The organism is Sphingobacterium sp. UBA7253 (assembly GCF_002472745.1).
In the GTDB taxonomy this organism is placed as follows: Bacteria; Bacteroidota; Bacteroidia; order Sphingobacteriales; family Sphingobacteriaceae; genus Sphingobacterium; species Sphingobacterium siyangense.
The window spans coordinates 10,747-26,451 of record NZ_DKSP01000026.1; the positions used below are offsets into that span (position 1 = coordinate 10,747).

The 15,705-nt window shown below is 41.3% G+C and carries 10 protein-coding genes; 2 read left to right on the forward strand and 8 right to left on the reverse strand.

Annotated elements, in window-relative coordinates:
- Positions 1-164: 164 nt before the first annotated feature.
- Positions 165-572, reverse strand: coding sequence for a DoxX family protein (locus B2X72_RS01770; RefSeq protein WP_286848155.1), 408 nt, complete (start codon positions 570-572; stop codon positions 165-167).
- Between the two features lie 239 nt (positions 573-811).
- On the opposite strand from B2X72_RS01770, the gene B2X72_RS01775 reads away from it, so the two are divergent.
- On the forward strand, positions 812-1,642 hold the full coding sequence (locus B2X72_RS01775) for a universal stress protein (protein WP_286848156.1): 831 nt from the start codon (positions 812-814) through the stop codon (positions 1,640-1,642).
- 38 nt (positions 1,643-1,680) lie between these two features.
- Here B2X72_RS01775 and B2X72_RS01780 read toward each other — a convergent pair whose 3' ends face one another.
- On the reverse strand, positions 1,681-2,583 hold the full coding sequence (locus tag B2X72_RS01780; RefSeq protein ID WP_286848157.1) for a S66 peptidase family protein: 903 nt from the start codon (positions 2,581-2,583) through the stop codon (positions 1,681-1,683).
- A 409-nt stretch (positions 2,584-2,992) separates the two neighbouring features.
- Between B2X72_RS01780 and metG the strand changes: the two genes are divergently transcribed.
- Positions 2,993-5,062, forward strand: coding sequence for a methionine--tRNA ligase (gene metG, locus B2X72_RS01785; protein ID WP_286848158.1), 2,070 nt, complete (start codon positions 2,993-2,995; stop codon positions 5,060-5,062).
- Between the two features lie 82 nt (positions 5,063-5,144).
- Here metG and B2X72_RS01790 read toward each other — a convergent pair whose 3' ends face one another.
- The 6 genes from B2X72_RS01790 to B2X72_RS01815 form a co-directional block, all read right to left on the reverse strand.
- Positions 5,145-5,939, reverse strand: a complete 795-nt coding sequence (locus tag B2X72_RS01790) for a GLPGLI family protein (RefSeq protein ID WP_286848159.1) — start codon at positions 5,937-5,939, stop codon at positions 5,145-5,147.
- Positions 5,936-8,728, reverse strand: coding sequence for an outer membrane beta-barrel protein (locus B2X72_RS01795; RefSeq protein ID WP_286848160.1), 2,793 nt, complete (start codon positions 8,726-8,728; stop codon positions 5,936-5,938). The genes B2X72_RS01790 and B2X72_RS01795 overlap by 4 nt, the downstream gene beginning before the upstream one ends.
- 217 nt (positions 8,729-8,945) lie before the next feature.
- Positions 8,946-9,386 carry an RrF2 family transcriptional regulator gene (locus B2X72_RS01800; RefSeq protein ID WP_046673766.1) on the reverse strand — a complete coding sequence of 147 codons (441 nt, stop codon included), beginning with the start codon at positions 9,384-9,386 and terminating at the stop codon, positions 8,946-8,948.
- Between the two features lie 91 nt (positions 9,387-9,477).
- Positions 9,478-11,121 carry an alkaline phosphatase PafA gene (gene pafA, locus B2X72_RS01805; protein WP_248932776.1) on the reverse strand — a complete coding sequence of 548 codons (1,644 nt, stop codon included), beginning with the start codon at positions 11,119-11,121 and terminating at the stop codon, positions 9,478-9,480.
- 141 nt (positions 11,122-11,262) lie between these two features.
- Entirely contained in the window at positions 11,263-14,064 is a 2,802-nt protein-coding gene (gene uvrA / locus B2X72_RS01810; protein ID WP_286848161.1) for an excinuclease ABC subunit UvrA, read from the reverse strand.
- A 224-nt stretch (positions 14,065-14,288) separates the two neighbouring features.
- The coding region (locus B2X72_RS01815; protein WP_286848162.1) for an EF-Tu/IF-2/RF-3 family GTPase at positions 14,289-15,705 on the reverse strand (1,417 nt) is incomplete at its 5' end.

Consider the following 15,705-nt stretch of genomic DNA (forward strand, 5'->3'; position numbering starts at 1 on the left):
GCCTGCGACAGATGCAATTATTGAACATATCCAAACGTGGATTTCAGGTCAATAAGAAATAGGTATTTAGGCAGCATAAAGATATTAGAAAACAGTCCCTGCCTTTTGAGGCAGGGATTTATCATATAGTTCTTCCTCCGAGATGTCTCTTACCGGGAATTCTCCTATTTCTTGTCAACCGAATGTTTACCCGGCCCAACAAGTATAAGTCCTAAAAACACAAAGCAAAGCTCAATCGCATGTGATGCACCAGCGATACCATCTCCTTTAGAAAGATGCATTAATCCAGCGATGACCATCGTAAATGCAAGCAATAATGCCGCTGGTCGGAAAAAGAGCCCTAGCAATAAAAATAGCCCCCCAACAGTTTCGGTCGCAGCAGCCATAAAGCCCCAAAAAGTAGGCATAAAATGAATACCAATATTACCCATTGATTTTCCGACACCTGCCCAGAGCTCAGGACCGCCCTGTAACTTGGGCAGACCATGCATGATCATCATCACCCCAAGTCCAACACGCAAGACCAAAAGTCCCGTATCCCTATATTTACCCAATGAATTCCAAATTGCCATAAAAAACGTTTAATTTATTAAAACTTGAATTACCGATCTCCCTAAATTAATGAAATTATTTAAATTGAACACCGCACAGCACCCACCACATAAATAAAGCTATTGCATTTATAATACTTAATGTGTAATTTAAAGGCTATAGACCCGATTATAACGCGATGAATCTCAACATATATCCTGTCTAAGAACGTGTAAAACACCTTAGCCAAGGGTTATGGACAAACAAATAACGAATAAGGATGAAAAACCTACTCTTGTTAACAGACTTTTCGGACAATGCTTATGCGGCTGCTCGATATGCCGCACAATTAGCTCCACTTTGGGGCATTGAAAAAGTTGTCCTATACCACACATACGAAGTAATCCCTACCGTAGGTACTGAACCTGTTGTCATCAGCAATTCAGAAATCTTGGAAGAAAAACAGAGGGATCTCAACACCTGGCAACAGGAACTGATGTTGCTTTTCCCTGAGGGCATTGCCTGGAAATCAGTTCTTGAAGAATACGAGCTTAGCTATGGCGTAAACCGTACCTGTGCTGAAGAGGACATTGATCTTGTTATCGTCGGGACTGCAGGTAAAAGCGGCTTAAAGAAACTGCTTCTTGGAAGCAATACCCTCAAGCTGATCGAAAATTGTCACACACCATTACTGGTGGTCCCCACACGAGCAGAATTTCGGGTACCCAAAAAGATGTTGATCGCCACTAATCTCAAAGAAGTAAAGCTAAAATTAAACCGTCTTTTGGTGAATGCTGCAGAAGTATTACGGAAAAGTGAGGTCTATGTCGTCCATGTGACCAAAGAAGATCCTGCAAATAAAGCGGTAAATGCCGAAATAACAACCATGCAGGATTTGCTGGCTCCTTATCATCCCATCTATAGTTATATCCTCCATGCAGACATCGCTTCAGGGATTAACCAATACATCAACGAAAATCATATCGACATGATGGTCACCTTCCATCGGGACAAGGGCTTATTAAGCCGAATTTTCAATACGAGTATTGCGCAAAAAATGGCCTGGAAGAGCCAGGCTGCCATGATGGTCATCCCTGTACATTCGGGATAATCAACAAATAAAACAAACGAGATTCTGTTCAGCTTTCCCTACAAATAGGTTAACTGAACAGAATCAGCCGTAGTCTGCAATTTTACTTTTCGGCCAAATACCAGGGCGTGATTATCATCAATATGTCCGGCAGGGTAGCCAAATGCTACCGGAAAATCATATTCTTTCACTTTATCCCATACAATTTCCTCTACACTTTGTCCAAAAGCAGGATCATTGTCTTTCATAGCAGAAAAACCACCTACGATGAGACCATTCAATTTTTTGAGTTTCCCAGCACGCTTCAAAGCCCATAGCATTCTGTCGATGGAGTAATAGGCTTCCCCTACGTCCTCTATAAATAAAACTTTATTCTTGTAATTGACATCCGAATCGGAAGCAAGTACCGAAAGTAAGATGGCTAAATTTCCACCGATCAATTTGCCTTCGCCTGTACCTGCACGGTTGGGGAACGACGTCTGTTCGTAGGCGAAGTCCATATTATGGCCAAACAATGCATTTTTCAAGGTCTCCAAGGAGGCCTTTGTCCCTGTTTCAAAAGACTTGGGCATCTGTCCATGTATGGTTGCAATTTTATAATTGCGTTGGATATGACTATGCAATACGGTTATATCGCTAAAACCCACCAACCATTTGGGATCTTTTTCAAAGCTTGAAAAATCGATTTCGTCGACAATACGAACACAGCCGTACCCCCCGCGCGCGGCAAAAACCGCTTTAATTGACGGGTCATCCAGTGCCCACTGCAGATCGGCAGCGCGTAAATTGTCATCTCCGGCAAACTGATGGAACGATGCCCCTACAGTCTTCCCAATGACAACCTCCAGCCCCCAACTCTCCAATGTTTTTATGCCAACATCAATGGATCCACGTATAAAACTCGCAGGACAAACAATAGCGACTTTATCGCCTTCTTTCAGAAAATCAGGAATTTTGGACATATTTTTTTATCGCTAATGATCAAACACAACCTTCATGACTTCGAAGACATCAACAGCTATGCAAGCGAACTGAAGAATCTTTCTGGCCAATAACATCAAACACTTTCAAAAAAAAGGACCGCTACATTGCAAAATCCGATTAGAAACATACTTGATATATGGTGCTTATATGTACAAATAAACGTAAATTTATCTAAGTTTTCTACCGCTATGTTGAATAATATTTCTACGATAACAAGCGTTAAATAGCCGCGTATTTCAATCAAGTTGCCGCAATCGTAGAAATCAGCCCAAACAAAAATTCAAGAATAAATTGTTCGATATGACACGCATTTATATTGCATATAAACAGCAATTTATCTAAGTTTGCCAAAGAAAACAAGTACACACTTTAATATACTTTCAAGCATTGAGTATTCTAGATAAAAAACGTTATACCATCACATCGGCATTACCATATGCCAATGGTCCTTTACATATTGGACACCTTGCCGGAGCTTATATCCCAGGGGATATCTTTGTCCGTTATTTGCGTCTAAATCAGAAAGATGTAGTCTATGTATGTGGTTCAGATGAGCATGGTGCGGCGATTACCATCCGTGCAAAAAAAGAGGGTATTACCCCGCAACAAATCATTGACAAATACAATAAACAAATCAAAGAAAGCTTTGAGGAGTTTGGTATCTCTTTCGATATCTATCACCGTACGTCGGAGCCCATACATCACCAGTTATCACAGGATTTCTTCTTGAACCTCTACAACAAAGGTGAATTTGTTGAGAAATTTTCAGAGCAGTACTACGATGAGGAATACCATCAGTTTTTGGCCGACCGTTACATTACGGGAACTTGTCCAAATTGTAAGTCTGAAGGCGCCTATGGTGACCAATGTGAAAAATGTGGGACATCGCTGAGCCCAACAGATCTGATCAACCCAATTTCAACGTTAAGCGGAAAAACGCCAGTTTTGAAAGAAACGAAACATTGGTATCTTCCTTTGGATAAATACCAGCCTTGGCTTGAAAAATGGCTGATCGAAGGAAAGAAAAATATCCTTAAATCCAACGTTTTTGGCCAATGTCAATCTTGGCTTAAATCCGGTTTACAGCCGCGTTCAATGACAAGAGATCTGGATTGGGGCGTTGATGTACCTTTGGCTGAAGCAGCGGGTAAAAAACTATATGTTTGGTTAGATGCGCCTATCGGTTATATCTCAGCAACAAAACAGTGGGCTTTAGACCATGGTAAAAACTGGGAAGACTATTGGAAAACCCATGAAAACCCAACAGACGATTCTACGCTGATCCATTTTATTGGAAAAGATAATATTGTTTTCCACTGTATTATTTTCCCGGCGATTCTTCATGCACACGGCGACTATATTTTACCAGAAAATATTCCAGCCAACGAATTCCTTAACCTGGAGGGCGATAAGCTGTCCACGTCTAGAAACCATGCGGTTTGGTTACATGAATACCTACAGGAATTTCCTGATAAACAGGATGAATTGCGTTATGTATTGACATCCATATTACCGGAAACTTCGGATGCCGAGTTTACCTGGAAAGATTTCCAAGCTAGAATCAACAATGAGCTCGTTGCTATTTTTGGAAACTTTGTCAACCGTGTCTTGGTACTTTCTCACAAATATTTTGATGGCAAGGTATTGAATGGTTCGCCACTAACAGCTGTAGATCAAGCGGTACTGGATGAACTAAAATCATCCCCTACTTCTATCAAATCGTCTTTGGAGCAATTCCGCTTCCGTGAGGCATTGGCAGAATTTATGAATGTAGCTCGTCTGGGCAATAAATACCTTGCCGATGAGGAGCCATGGAAAATCATTAAAACAGATGAGGAACGTGTCAAAACAATCCTAAATGTTGCTGCTCAAATCGTTGCCAATCTTGCCGTTCTTGCACAACCGTTTTTACCGAAAACAGCTATCAAATTATTTGAAATGCTTAATTTTCCACAAGGAAACTGGAACGACGCAGGTTCAGATGCTTTGATCCAAGCGGGACACCAATTGGGTGAAGTGCAATTGTTATTCGACAAAATAACCGATGAGCAAGTCGACTTCCAGTTAAACAAACTTGCTGAGGCAAAAGTGAAAAACCTAGCCGATAATGCCAAGGTTGCTCCCGCAAAAGAAAATATTAGCTTTGATGATTTTGTCAAAATGGATATCCGTGTCGGAACCATTACAGCCGCTGAAAAAGTTGCCAAAACCAAGAAGTTGTTAAAATTGACGATAGACACCGGCTTAGATACACGCACTGTCGTTTCGGGTATCGCAGAATTCTTCAGTCCTGAGGAGATCGTAGGCCGTCAGGTATCCATCTTAGTCAATCTTGAGCCTCGTGAAATAAAAGGAATTATGTCACAAGGAATGATCCTTATGGCAGAAGACGCTGATGGTCGATTGGATTTTGTCAAACCAGATACAGCAATTAAAGTCGGAAGTACGGTACGTTAATATTAAGAGCTTACCTCCATTTATACAAAAAGCCTGTTCGTTTGAACAGGCTTTTTTATCATCTAGATAGCATCATTATCCCCTAAAAGAGTATACTCTGCAACCGCTTCTTAAACGCCTTCTCATCCATATAATCATAGACGGTATCTTTCAGTTTTTTTATGATCTCTGTTCTGGATTCCGCAACAACTTTTTTCTTTTTGGTCAGCACATTGGAAAATGCGGTATTGGTAATCTCCACCTTTGTGGCAAACATATTTACATTCATACTTGGGATGGATATCCCCATCACTAAGCCCGGAAGTCCGTGTATAAGTTCAGGACCACCGGAGATGGGTATTTGCCCCGCAAAAAACGCAACCACATAGACCGAATCTTGAATAATTCCATTGGCTCTTCTGCAGTCATATCCTGCAATATTTCGGTATTCATCGGTATACTTCCATTTTACAGTAGGCAATGAATCTTTAAGCAAGAGCTGATCATCTCCAAAGGGGAGCAATTTTAAGAATTCCTGATTCTGGAAATTAATATACGTTTTTGAATCCGGGAGAATAGAATTATAGTGAGTCACATTACGATAATTTGCGGGATAATCTTCCTGCACCGTTTCAAACAGGGTTTCATTATCGTAAAATTTCAGAATATGGTGGGTCACCACCTCTGCAGGCCCATTCTTTACCGCATTGTCGACCATCAGCTTATCCCAGGTATCTAGATCGGGTTTGCTGAGGTAATTACGTTTTAAGAAATTCTGCACATGAAATTTCCGTTCATAAGTTACTGTTCCGCTGCTCGGAAAATACGCGTGTTGTGCATGGGCTGCTCCTGAGCTCAGCAATAATACCCAGACCATCAACTTTATATACTTACTCATTTGGCATCTCCTCTCATTGTTGTAAAATTGTAGATTACTTTTAGCATTCCGTAACGACGCAGTACATCGTTGCTGGTCTGGATAAATGAAGTTCCATTTTGATAACGGTACACCCCATTATTTTTGTTTAAAATATCGTTGACAAATACCTGTACTTCCAAAGACTTATCTTTCAATAATTTTTTGGAAACATATCCATTCATATTAATGATATTAATGGATTGCAATGTTTTCGTCGCTGCCTGATAATTCTGGTTTGTCGACAGGGAAATCTTGAAGTCTTTTGGTAAATAATACGTAATCTCCGAGAACGTCCTAAATTTAAAAGTCGTGCGATTTAACTCAGGTTGCAAATAGGAATTCATCTGCTCCACACCAGGGCTCATGGAGATGTAAAAATCCATTTTATTTGCCTTGTACCGACTGAAGCCAAGGCTCGGCGCCACACTCCATGTTTGATTTCTATTGAGCTCAGGATCTTCGTTGTAAGTAGATAAATAGCTAAACTGGCTGTTATACTGCGCGTTCATACCCAAGTTCATTTTTAATCCCCATTTTTTCTTCAATACAAAACTGTATCCTCCACCGCCATACATACGCCAATTGTCTTTATCAATATTCACGTAGGAAATTTGCTGCGTACCTTTATCTAGATCATAGCGTACGCTATTGTTGATACTTTTCTTTCCTTGATCTGCACTGACATAAAAATAAATACTCTGGTCCTTTAACTGCTTGTAGTTGTTGAAATTAATTGAATAGGAGTTGTTAAAGCCCGCTTCCAGATCTGGATTGTCCAAATACTCGACGAGTGGCTGGGCATTTTGTTTCAACGGCTCTATTTGCGTCAACGATGGCTGGCTCGTGCGGCCGCTGTATCGGAAGCTCACATTTTTGCTTTTCGAGATTTTGTAGTTGACGGAAAGGACTGGAGCAACAGAAGTCTGGTTCCGCTGTAGTATTGTATTCAGGTTGTTATAGGTTCTCTTGACCTGCTCAAAATCAACCCTATTGCTCAAATTTACAGTTAATGTGTTGGACTTGTAGTTCAAGGAGGCGTTGACACCATTTTTTAAACTGTTAAAATCAAAATCGTTTAGCAGGTCTTGGTCCAATACCGTATATTTTCCTGTAACCGGATCTCTATCAAATGACTGATTGAGTGTTTCCGATTTATTTTGATTGAATGCATAACCTATTGCAGCAGTCAACCTTTTAGACAAAGGCTCCGAATAGGTTACTGAAGCACCATACGTATTGTTGGCCAACTTATCATTTTTATATTGATCGATCAAGGTTGTATCTCCGGAACTTTGGAAGAAATTTTCCGAAAAATACTGTGTCTTGTTACGATTTTGATCTGTATTCGCATTGACATTGAAAGTAATGGAGCGGCGGTCCTTTTTAAAACGACGTGTAAGCATCGCATTTACATTAAACTTATCCTGATCGTTATTTAAATCTGTCTTGGACGAAGTCCGTGTAATCAATGTGCCATCCAATTTACGCTGGTCTGCTTCGGAATTGGATAAATTGTCGCGGCTAGATTTGGTAAAGCCCATAGTGACAGTCAAGTCTGCGAGCGAATCAAGCTTATAGTCATACCTTAAATTCGCGATATTGGCCTGTGTTTCGGTTTCAGATGCTGTCACATTATTATCGACCTGCGCACGTTCAGGAAGATTGTTCTGCGCATTATAGGTACTTGTATTATTGACATTGATCTGATTCCGTTTGAAGTTGACATTGATCTTATGCTTATCATCTTTGGATTTGTCGGAATAACTTGCTCCCATGTTCACGGCCTTAGGCACGCCACCACCATAGTAATTACCATCCCATCCACCGTCGGAGCCATCACCACTAGAAGAAATCATGATGCCGCCGCCGTCCATCATCTGTACATTGCTGCTTCCGCCCACACCATATTTTTGGCTATCTTCAAATCCTAATCCGACCATTCCATCATTGGCGAGAATGCCATAAGCAGCAATTTTCTGCGATCCCTTAAACTTATTGAGCATGACTTTTCCGCCATAATATTTATCTGTACCAGCTCCGGCAACAGCTTGGCCGAACATTCCTTTTTTCTTATCTTCTTTGAGCTTAATATCAATTGTCTGCGTTCGTTCGCCATCATCTACTCCGGTACGTACAGCAAGATCTGATTTCTTCTCATACACTTGTACCTTGCTAACCATATCTGACCGAATATTCTTGGTAATCAGGGTTGGATCATCACCAAAAAACTCTTCCCCATCAAGCAATACCTTTTTTACTTCCTTGCCCTGAGCAATGATCTTGCCTGATCCATCCATCGTAATACCCGGCAAGACCTTCAATAGGTCCTCTACTTTAGCATCCTTCTCAACTTTAAAACTACCGGCATCGTATTCGATGGTGTCGCCTTTAATAACCACAGGAATTTTGCCATTCACCTGCACCTCCTCCAATAGTAGCGCTGCTTTGGATAGCTTTACAATACCAATATCTAGATCTTCGGCGGCCACATGGATATCTTTTACCAAGTCAGCATACTGCGGATAGGAAACCACCATTTTATAGGTACCTGTGTCGAGATTCGCAATTTGGAATGTTCCATTTTCTTTCGTCCGACCGAATTTAACCAAAATCGAATCTTTGGGGCTGAGCAGCGCGATTGAAGCTTGATGTAGTTTTGCAAGATCTTTGATATCTGCCACCGATCCCACAAGTTTATGTTGTGCATAGGACTTGGAACTCAGGACTGAAAATAAAAGAAACAAAACTAGGGAATAGGTTAGTTTCATAAATTTCGTTTATATATTGTCGAGGTAAATATATAAATGTTGCTACGGAAAATTCGTAAAATAATGTTAAATAATTATGTAATTAAAAAATGAACCTTACCTCCGTCAAATAAAACACGATAATTCACTCTATACCAACAACTTTATCTCATAAAAAAAGAGGCGTAACTTATTTGTTACGCCTCCAGTCTAAATAGAAAAATATATTTTATTTCCTTTAATCTACATTTAGGTTCAATTCTTTTTCCTTATTGATTAAATGGGCAATACTTGTATCATTTAAAATCTGCAACATGGCATTTCTCACCTCTACAAAAGTATCGCGTATGCCACAGGCATGCTCTTGTGTACACTCTTCGCAGGAGCGGTAGAAGTTCAAGCTCACGCATGGCAGCAAGGCTATGGGGCCATCAATCAGGCGCATCACCTGCGATAAAAAAACATCTTCGGGAGCCTTATTGAGGCTATAACCACCTCCAGCACCTTTTTTGCTATACAGAATTCCGGCATTTCGCATTTCAAGTAGAATTTGTTCCAAGAATTTTTTTGGAATATTCTCCTCCTGCGCAATCTTCACGATTTGCATCGGCTCATTACCGTAATTACGACCAAGCACCATCAGTGCCTTTATTGCATATTTTGTCTTTTTGGACAGCATAATTTGTTACCCCCCTGTTGAATTGCAAATTTACGTTTTTTATTCAATAGAATAAAACCTTCATGATTTCACGCATGCAGCAACAGTCTCCTTATTGCCCCAATACCGCCGTGATCGGTTTTCCGATGCTACCATTGGGCTCAGTGATGTGGAGTAGTGAAGAAATTGTCGGTGCAATATCCACAATATGTACCTCCGTATTAGATACACCCGGTTTAATTCCCCAACCCATAAATACCAAAGGAATATGGGAATCATAGCCAGACCAGGTACCATGTGTTGTCCCGGTCGAGCGCGGCGTGCCGTCATACCATTGTGGCTCACAAACGATCTGAATAGCACCACTACGTTTAAAGTTGTAACCGTTGATCATTTTTTCGCGAATAGGCGCCGGGATCATCAGACTTTCCCCTTTTTCCATATCAGCAACATAAGCGACACCTTCTGTATGGCGAAGTTCACGAATGATGGTCTCTTTTATTTTATCACGATCCAAGTTCAAAGAATCAATCAATTGATTATTTAAGTGCACCTGGTAGTTCATCATGCTTTTAACAAGCTTCTCTTGTCCAAATTTCTCTTTAAGGGTTTTGTTAAGTCCTGTGATAATCTGACGGGAATAGAAATAACCACCGTTTCCTTTCATATCCATAAAGAAACGAGAGTTATAAGAAGCGCCATGATCTGCTGTCAGGAAGAACGTGTAGTTACCCTTGCCAACGGTCTTATCGAGGTAGTTGAAGAAATCGGCAAGCTGTTTATCGAGCTGCAGATAGATATCTTCAATCTCCACTGCTGTCAATGAGTAACGGTGTCCAACGTAGTCTGTTGCAGAAAGGCTCACACAAAGGAAGTCGGTATTTTTAGTTGGGTTATTTCCCATCTGCTCATTTTTGATTGCTTCCATAGCCAGATCCAACGTAAACTGATTTCCCATTGGTGTGGTTTTGATCAGCTCATAGCCTTCGTCTTTCATTAGCTTAGAAGTTGCACGCGGCAAAGTCGGTTTTTCTTCACCAGGGTACTTACCTTCGTAGATGTTATCATCTGCAATACTGTTGGCAGCATAGGTGCTGATATCATACATTGGTTTCCAGTCGCCTTTCAGGTATTTTTCAGCCAATTTTTTCTTGTTGAAGTCTACCACCCATTTTGGCAGTTTATCCATATAGAAATTAGAGGTGATCCAATCTCCGGATTTAGCTTCAAACCAATACGCTGCATCGGCAAAATGCCCTGCCGGTAGAATACCACCGCGGTCTTTGATCGCGATACCGATCACTTTGGATTTAAAGTTAGAAGCGAGCTTCAATTGGTCCGTTACGGTCGATGCAAGTAAATTACGTGGAGACTGCTGTCCCTCCTTGGCTGTAGTACCTACACCAACGACATTATCGTCCTGCGTACAGTACATATTTTTACCCGTCTGTTCTTCAATCCAGTCATTGCCCGCAATACCATGTATGGAAGGAACGGATCCTGTATATACCGAACTGTGTCCAATAGCGGTGTATGTCGGAATATAATTAATCAATGTATTTTCACAGGAGAATCCTTCTTTCAAAAGTCGTTTGAAACCATCATTTCCATATCGATCTGCAAAACGATATAAATAATCCCAACGCATTTGATCCACCATCAGGCCGACAACCAATTTTGGTCTTTCCGGTTGTTGCGCCATGGACGAAAGCGCCGCTATTCCAAGGACGACACTTAAAAAAAATCTTTTAATCATAATCGTATTAAGTATTGAAATATTAGTTTTTTAATTACTGTATAGTATTCCATCAGGCCTTAACAAAAGGAACAATAAAGCGCAACTTATTGGCACCTCAGTTGCCCTGAGACAGATTACTTCACTTCGCTAAAGTAGGATTTAATCTTTTAAATGTGCCTTTAAAAATTGACCTGTATAAGAATCTTTACAATGAATAAGTTCTTCAGGAAGTCCCGCAAAGACTAGCTTTCCACCTTTATTACCGCCCTCAGGACCAATATCGATGACCCAATCTGCCGATTTGATCATATCCATATTATGCTCGATCACCAAGATACTGTTTCCTAGGGCAATCAGTGCATCAAATGATTTCAATAACTTCTTAATATCCTGAAAGTGTAAGCCTGTCGTTGGTTCATCAAAGATAAAAAGTGTCTTCTTGCTGTTATTTCCCTTAATGAGGAAGGAGGCCAGTTTAATCCGCTGTGCTTCACCGCCAGACAATGTACTTGACGATTGCCCGAGCTTAACGTAGCCTAGTCCAACGTCCTGTAAAGGCTGCAATTTCGCCAATATTTTAGGCTGGTCTGCAAAGAATACGATCGCTTCATCAACACTCAGCTCAAGGACATCTGCTACCGACTTGTTCTTATAGTGTACATCAAGCACAAATTGTTTAAATCGTTTGCCCCCACATGCCTCACATGGCAAAACGATATCGGCCATAAATTGCATTTCAATTTTAACTTCACCTTCACCCTGACAGACATCACAACGTCCACCTTCAACATTAAATGAAAATGCCGCAGGTTTCAGTCCAGCAGCTTTGGCTGGCGCCTGGTTGGCATATAAGGCCCTGATTTCATCCCAGGCTTTCACGTAAGTCACCGGATTGGATCGCGAAGAACGACCGATCGGGTTTTGATCGACCATTTCAACTTGTTCTATCTGGGTAATATCCCCCTCTATCGCATCATAGACCCCCGTCTGCTCACCGGAGTAATTACCTATCGACTTCTGCAATGCAGGGTAAAGGATACGTTTGACCAAAGAGGTCTTGCCTGATCCCGAAACACCCGTTACCACAGTAAACGTATTCAATGGAAATTGTACATCAATCCCTTTGAGGTTATTCTCATGTGCTCCTTTAATGGTCACACTATTGGACCATGGACGGCGCTTTTGGGGTACCTCAATCTGGCTTTTACCACTGAGGTATTGCCCCGTAAGGCTCTTTGTATCTTTCAGAATCTGCTGATATGTACCTGCGAAGACCATTTCGCCGCCATTGATCCCGGCTTCCGGTCCGATATCGATCAGGTAATCAGCCGCCTCCATCATCTCCTGCTCATGCTCGACCACCACAACCGTATTACCAACATCGCGCAGGGATTTCAGCACAGAAATCAGACGCTGTGTATCACGTGGATGAAGTCCAATACTTGGCTCGTCCAACACATAAATAGATCCTACGAGTGAACTTCCTAATGAAGTTGCCAGATTGATCCGCTGTGATTCCCCTCCAGAAAGGGTATTCGATAGCCGGTTCAAGGTCAGGTAACTTAATCCAACATCGCACAAAAATTGCAATCTATTATTAATTTCAGCAAGAAGTCTTTTGGCAATGACCAGTTCATTACCCACCAGCGGTAACGTTTTAAAGAATTCCAAGGCTTCCTCAAGCGGCATCAAAACGATATCGGTAATAGACTTGCCCCCAACTTTCACGTAAGTCGCATCTTTGCGTAAACGGGTTCCGCGGCAGTCCGGGCAATCTGTCTTCCCCCGATAGCGAGATAACATCACACGATATTGAATTTTATAGGTCTGAGCTTCGAGCTCTTCAAAAAATTGAGTAAGACCGGCGAAATATTTATTTCCCGTCCACAGCAGCTCTTTCTGTTCCGCGGTCAGATCCATGTAAGCACGATGTATTGGAAAATCAAATTTCAACGAACTTTTAACAAGCACTTGTAGCCACTCACCCATTTTCTCCCCTCGCCAGGGAGCAATTGCACCATCGTAGACCGAACGGCTTTTGTCTGGAATAACGAGATCAGGGTCAATACCAATGATCTTTCCATAACCTTCACATCGGCGACAGGCACCATACGGATTATTAAAACTGAAGAAATTTGGTGTAGGTTCTTCAAATGTTATTCCATCAAGTTCAAATTTATGGGAGAAATGATGTCTTTGACCATTTTCTTCCATATAGAGCTCACCCTTACCTTCGAAAAAACCTGTTTGGACAGAGTCAGAAAGTCGATTGACTGTATCATCGTCCTGTTCAATGCGAACCCGGTCGACGACAATAAGCACTTCACCATCCTGAAGGTCTTTATTGGCGATGGCCTTATCATCGATAATAGCTTCGATCTTCTGCATACTATCCCCAAAGACGACACGCACAAAACCTTTCTGCAACAAGAGAGACAGTTCTTCCTTAAGTTTACGCCCATGAGAAGGAATAAGTGGTGCGAGCAGTGTGACCGTTGTCCCCTCTTCTAAATTAAGCGCAAAATCCACCACTGAACTCACACTGTCTTTGGTCACCTCGCGGCCTGATATAGGAGAAATTGTCTTGCCGATCCGGGCATATAACAATTTCAGATAATCATAGATCTCGGTGGATGTTCCTACCGTCGAACGGGGGTTTGAAGTAATGACACGTTGCTCAATGGCAATTGCAGGAGCGATACCTTTGATGTAATCCACCTCCGGTTTATTCATCCGTCCCATAAATTGTCTTGCGTACGAAGAGAGACTTTCGACATAACGCCGCTGTCCTTCGGCATAGAGCGTATCAAAAGCTAAGGAGGATTTTCCTGAGCCCGACATTCCAGTGATAACAACTAATTTATTTTTAGGGATATCAACGTCAATATTCTTTAAGTTATTAACTCTTGCGCCCTTTATCTGAATATATTCTTTTGGAGTGTGCTCCACCTGTTTACTCATAATAATCCTTATCTCACACAAAGTTACGTATTCTTGGCTGATTATATTCCTTTGAATTAAAAAGCTATTCGGTTTTCTGCCGGATGATACTTACTGTACCGGGGAGGAAAGAACAAAAAAACGTGATATCTCCCTAAGGCACTGCCAAGGGGAGGATTTAAATCATCAAAAAAAGCCCTCGAACAATGTTCGGGGGCTTTTTTTATAGCGCGTTCCGCTATTGACTATTGGAATTTCTTTGCGTTAACTTTACGCTCGTTTTCAGTCAAATAGATTTTACGTAGACGCATTGATTGTGGTGTCACCTCAATATACTCGTCAGCTTGAATATACTCCATACATTCTTCCAATGAGAATTTGATTGCCGGTGCAATGCGTGTGTTATCATCAGAACCAGAAGCACGCATATTTGTCAACTGTTTTCCTTTAGTAACATTGATCGTTAAATCATTATCACGGATGTGTTCACCTAAAATTTGTCCTTCGTATACATCCACACCTGGATCTACGAAGAAACGACCACGGTCTTGTAATTTATCAATGGAGTACGCAGTTGTTGAACCCGTATCCAAAGAGATCAATACACCTGCCAAACGACCAGGAATTGTACCTTTCCAAGGCTCGTAACCTTTCAAACGGTGTGCCATAACAGCTTCACCCGCTGTTGCTGTCAACACGTTGTTACGTAAACCGATAATACCACGAGAAGGGATAGAGAACTCAAGATGTTGCATATCTCCTCTAGCTTCCATAATCAACAACTCACCTTTACGTTGTGTAACCAACTCAATTACTTTTCCTGAGACATCAGAAGGTACATCAACAACAAGCTCTTCGATTGGTTCACATTTTTGACCATCGATTTCTTTGATGATAACTTGTGGCTGGCCTACTTGCAACTCATAACCCTCACGGCGCATTGTTTCGATCAATACGGACAAGTGAAGGATACCACGTCCGTATACCAACCAAGCATCTGGAGATTCAGTAGGAACTACGCGCAGTGCTAAGTTTTTCTCCAACTCTTTTTGCAAACGATCGTAGATGTTACGTGATGTTACCAATTTACCTTCTTTACCGAAGAAAGGAGAGTTATTGATGGTAAACAACATGTTCATTGTTGGTTCATCAATGCTGATAACTTCCAATTGCTCTGGATTTTCGAAATCTGCGATTGTATCACCGATATCAAAACCTTCGATACCTACTACAGCACAGATATCACCTGCATGTACTTCAGATACTTTGATACGGCCCAAACCTTCAAATACCTGTAGCTCTTTAACTCTTGATTTTACAACTTTTCCGTCGCGTTTCACCAAAGAAACAGGTTGGTTTTCTTTGATTGTACCACGAGCAACACGACCGATAGCGATACGTCCTACGAAAGTTGAGTAATCCAACGATGTTACCTGCATTTGTAAAGTACCTTCAGATACTTCTGGTGCAGGGATATATTTGATGATAGCTTCCAATAAGTCGGTGAAGTCTTCAGTACGATTTTTCCAATCGGTAGACATCCATCCTTGTTTTGAAGAACCGTACAATACTGGGAAATCCAATTGCTCTTCAGTAGCGCCCAAGTTGAAGAATAAGTCAAAAACATGTTCGTAAACTTCGTCAGGACGACAGTTTTCTTTA

Excerpts from the sequence above, each read along its gene's own strand:
- B2X72_RS01770 (WP_286848155.1), bottom strand. The coding sequence starts at position 572 with ATGGCAATTTGGAATTCATTGGGTAAATATAGGGATACGGGACTTTTG.
- B2X72_RS01775 (WP_286848156.1), top strand. The coding sequence starts at position 812 with ATGAAAAACCTACTCTTGTTAACAGACTTTTCGGACAATGCTTATGCG.
- B2X72_RS01780 (WP_286848157.1), bottom strand. The coding sequence starts at position 2,583 with ATGTCCAAAATTCCTGATTTTCTGAAAGAAGGCGATAAAGTCGCTATT.
- B2X72_RS01790 (WP_286848159.1), bottom strand. The coding sequence starts at position 5,939 with ATGAGTAAGTATATAAAGTTGATGGTCTGGGTATTATTGCTGAGCTCA.
- B2X72_RS01795 (WP_286848160.1), bottom strand. The coding sequence starts at position 8,728 with ATGAAACTAACCTATTCCCTAGTTTTGTTTCTTTTATTTTCAGTCCTG.
- B2X72_RS01800 (WP_046673766.1), bottom strand. The coding sequence starts at position 9,386 with ATGCTGTCCAAAAAGACAAAATATGCAATAAAGGCACTGATGGTGCTT.
- pafA (WP_248932776.1), bottom strand. The coding sequence starts at position 11,121 with ATGATTAAAAGATTTTTTTTAAGTGTCGTCCTTGGAATAGCGGCGCTT.
- uvrA (WP_286848161.1), bottom strand. The coding sequence starts at position 14,064 with ATGAGTAAACAGGTGGAGCACACTCCAAAAGAATATATTCAGATAAAG.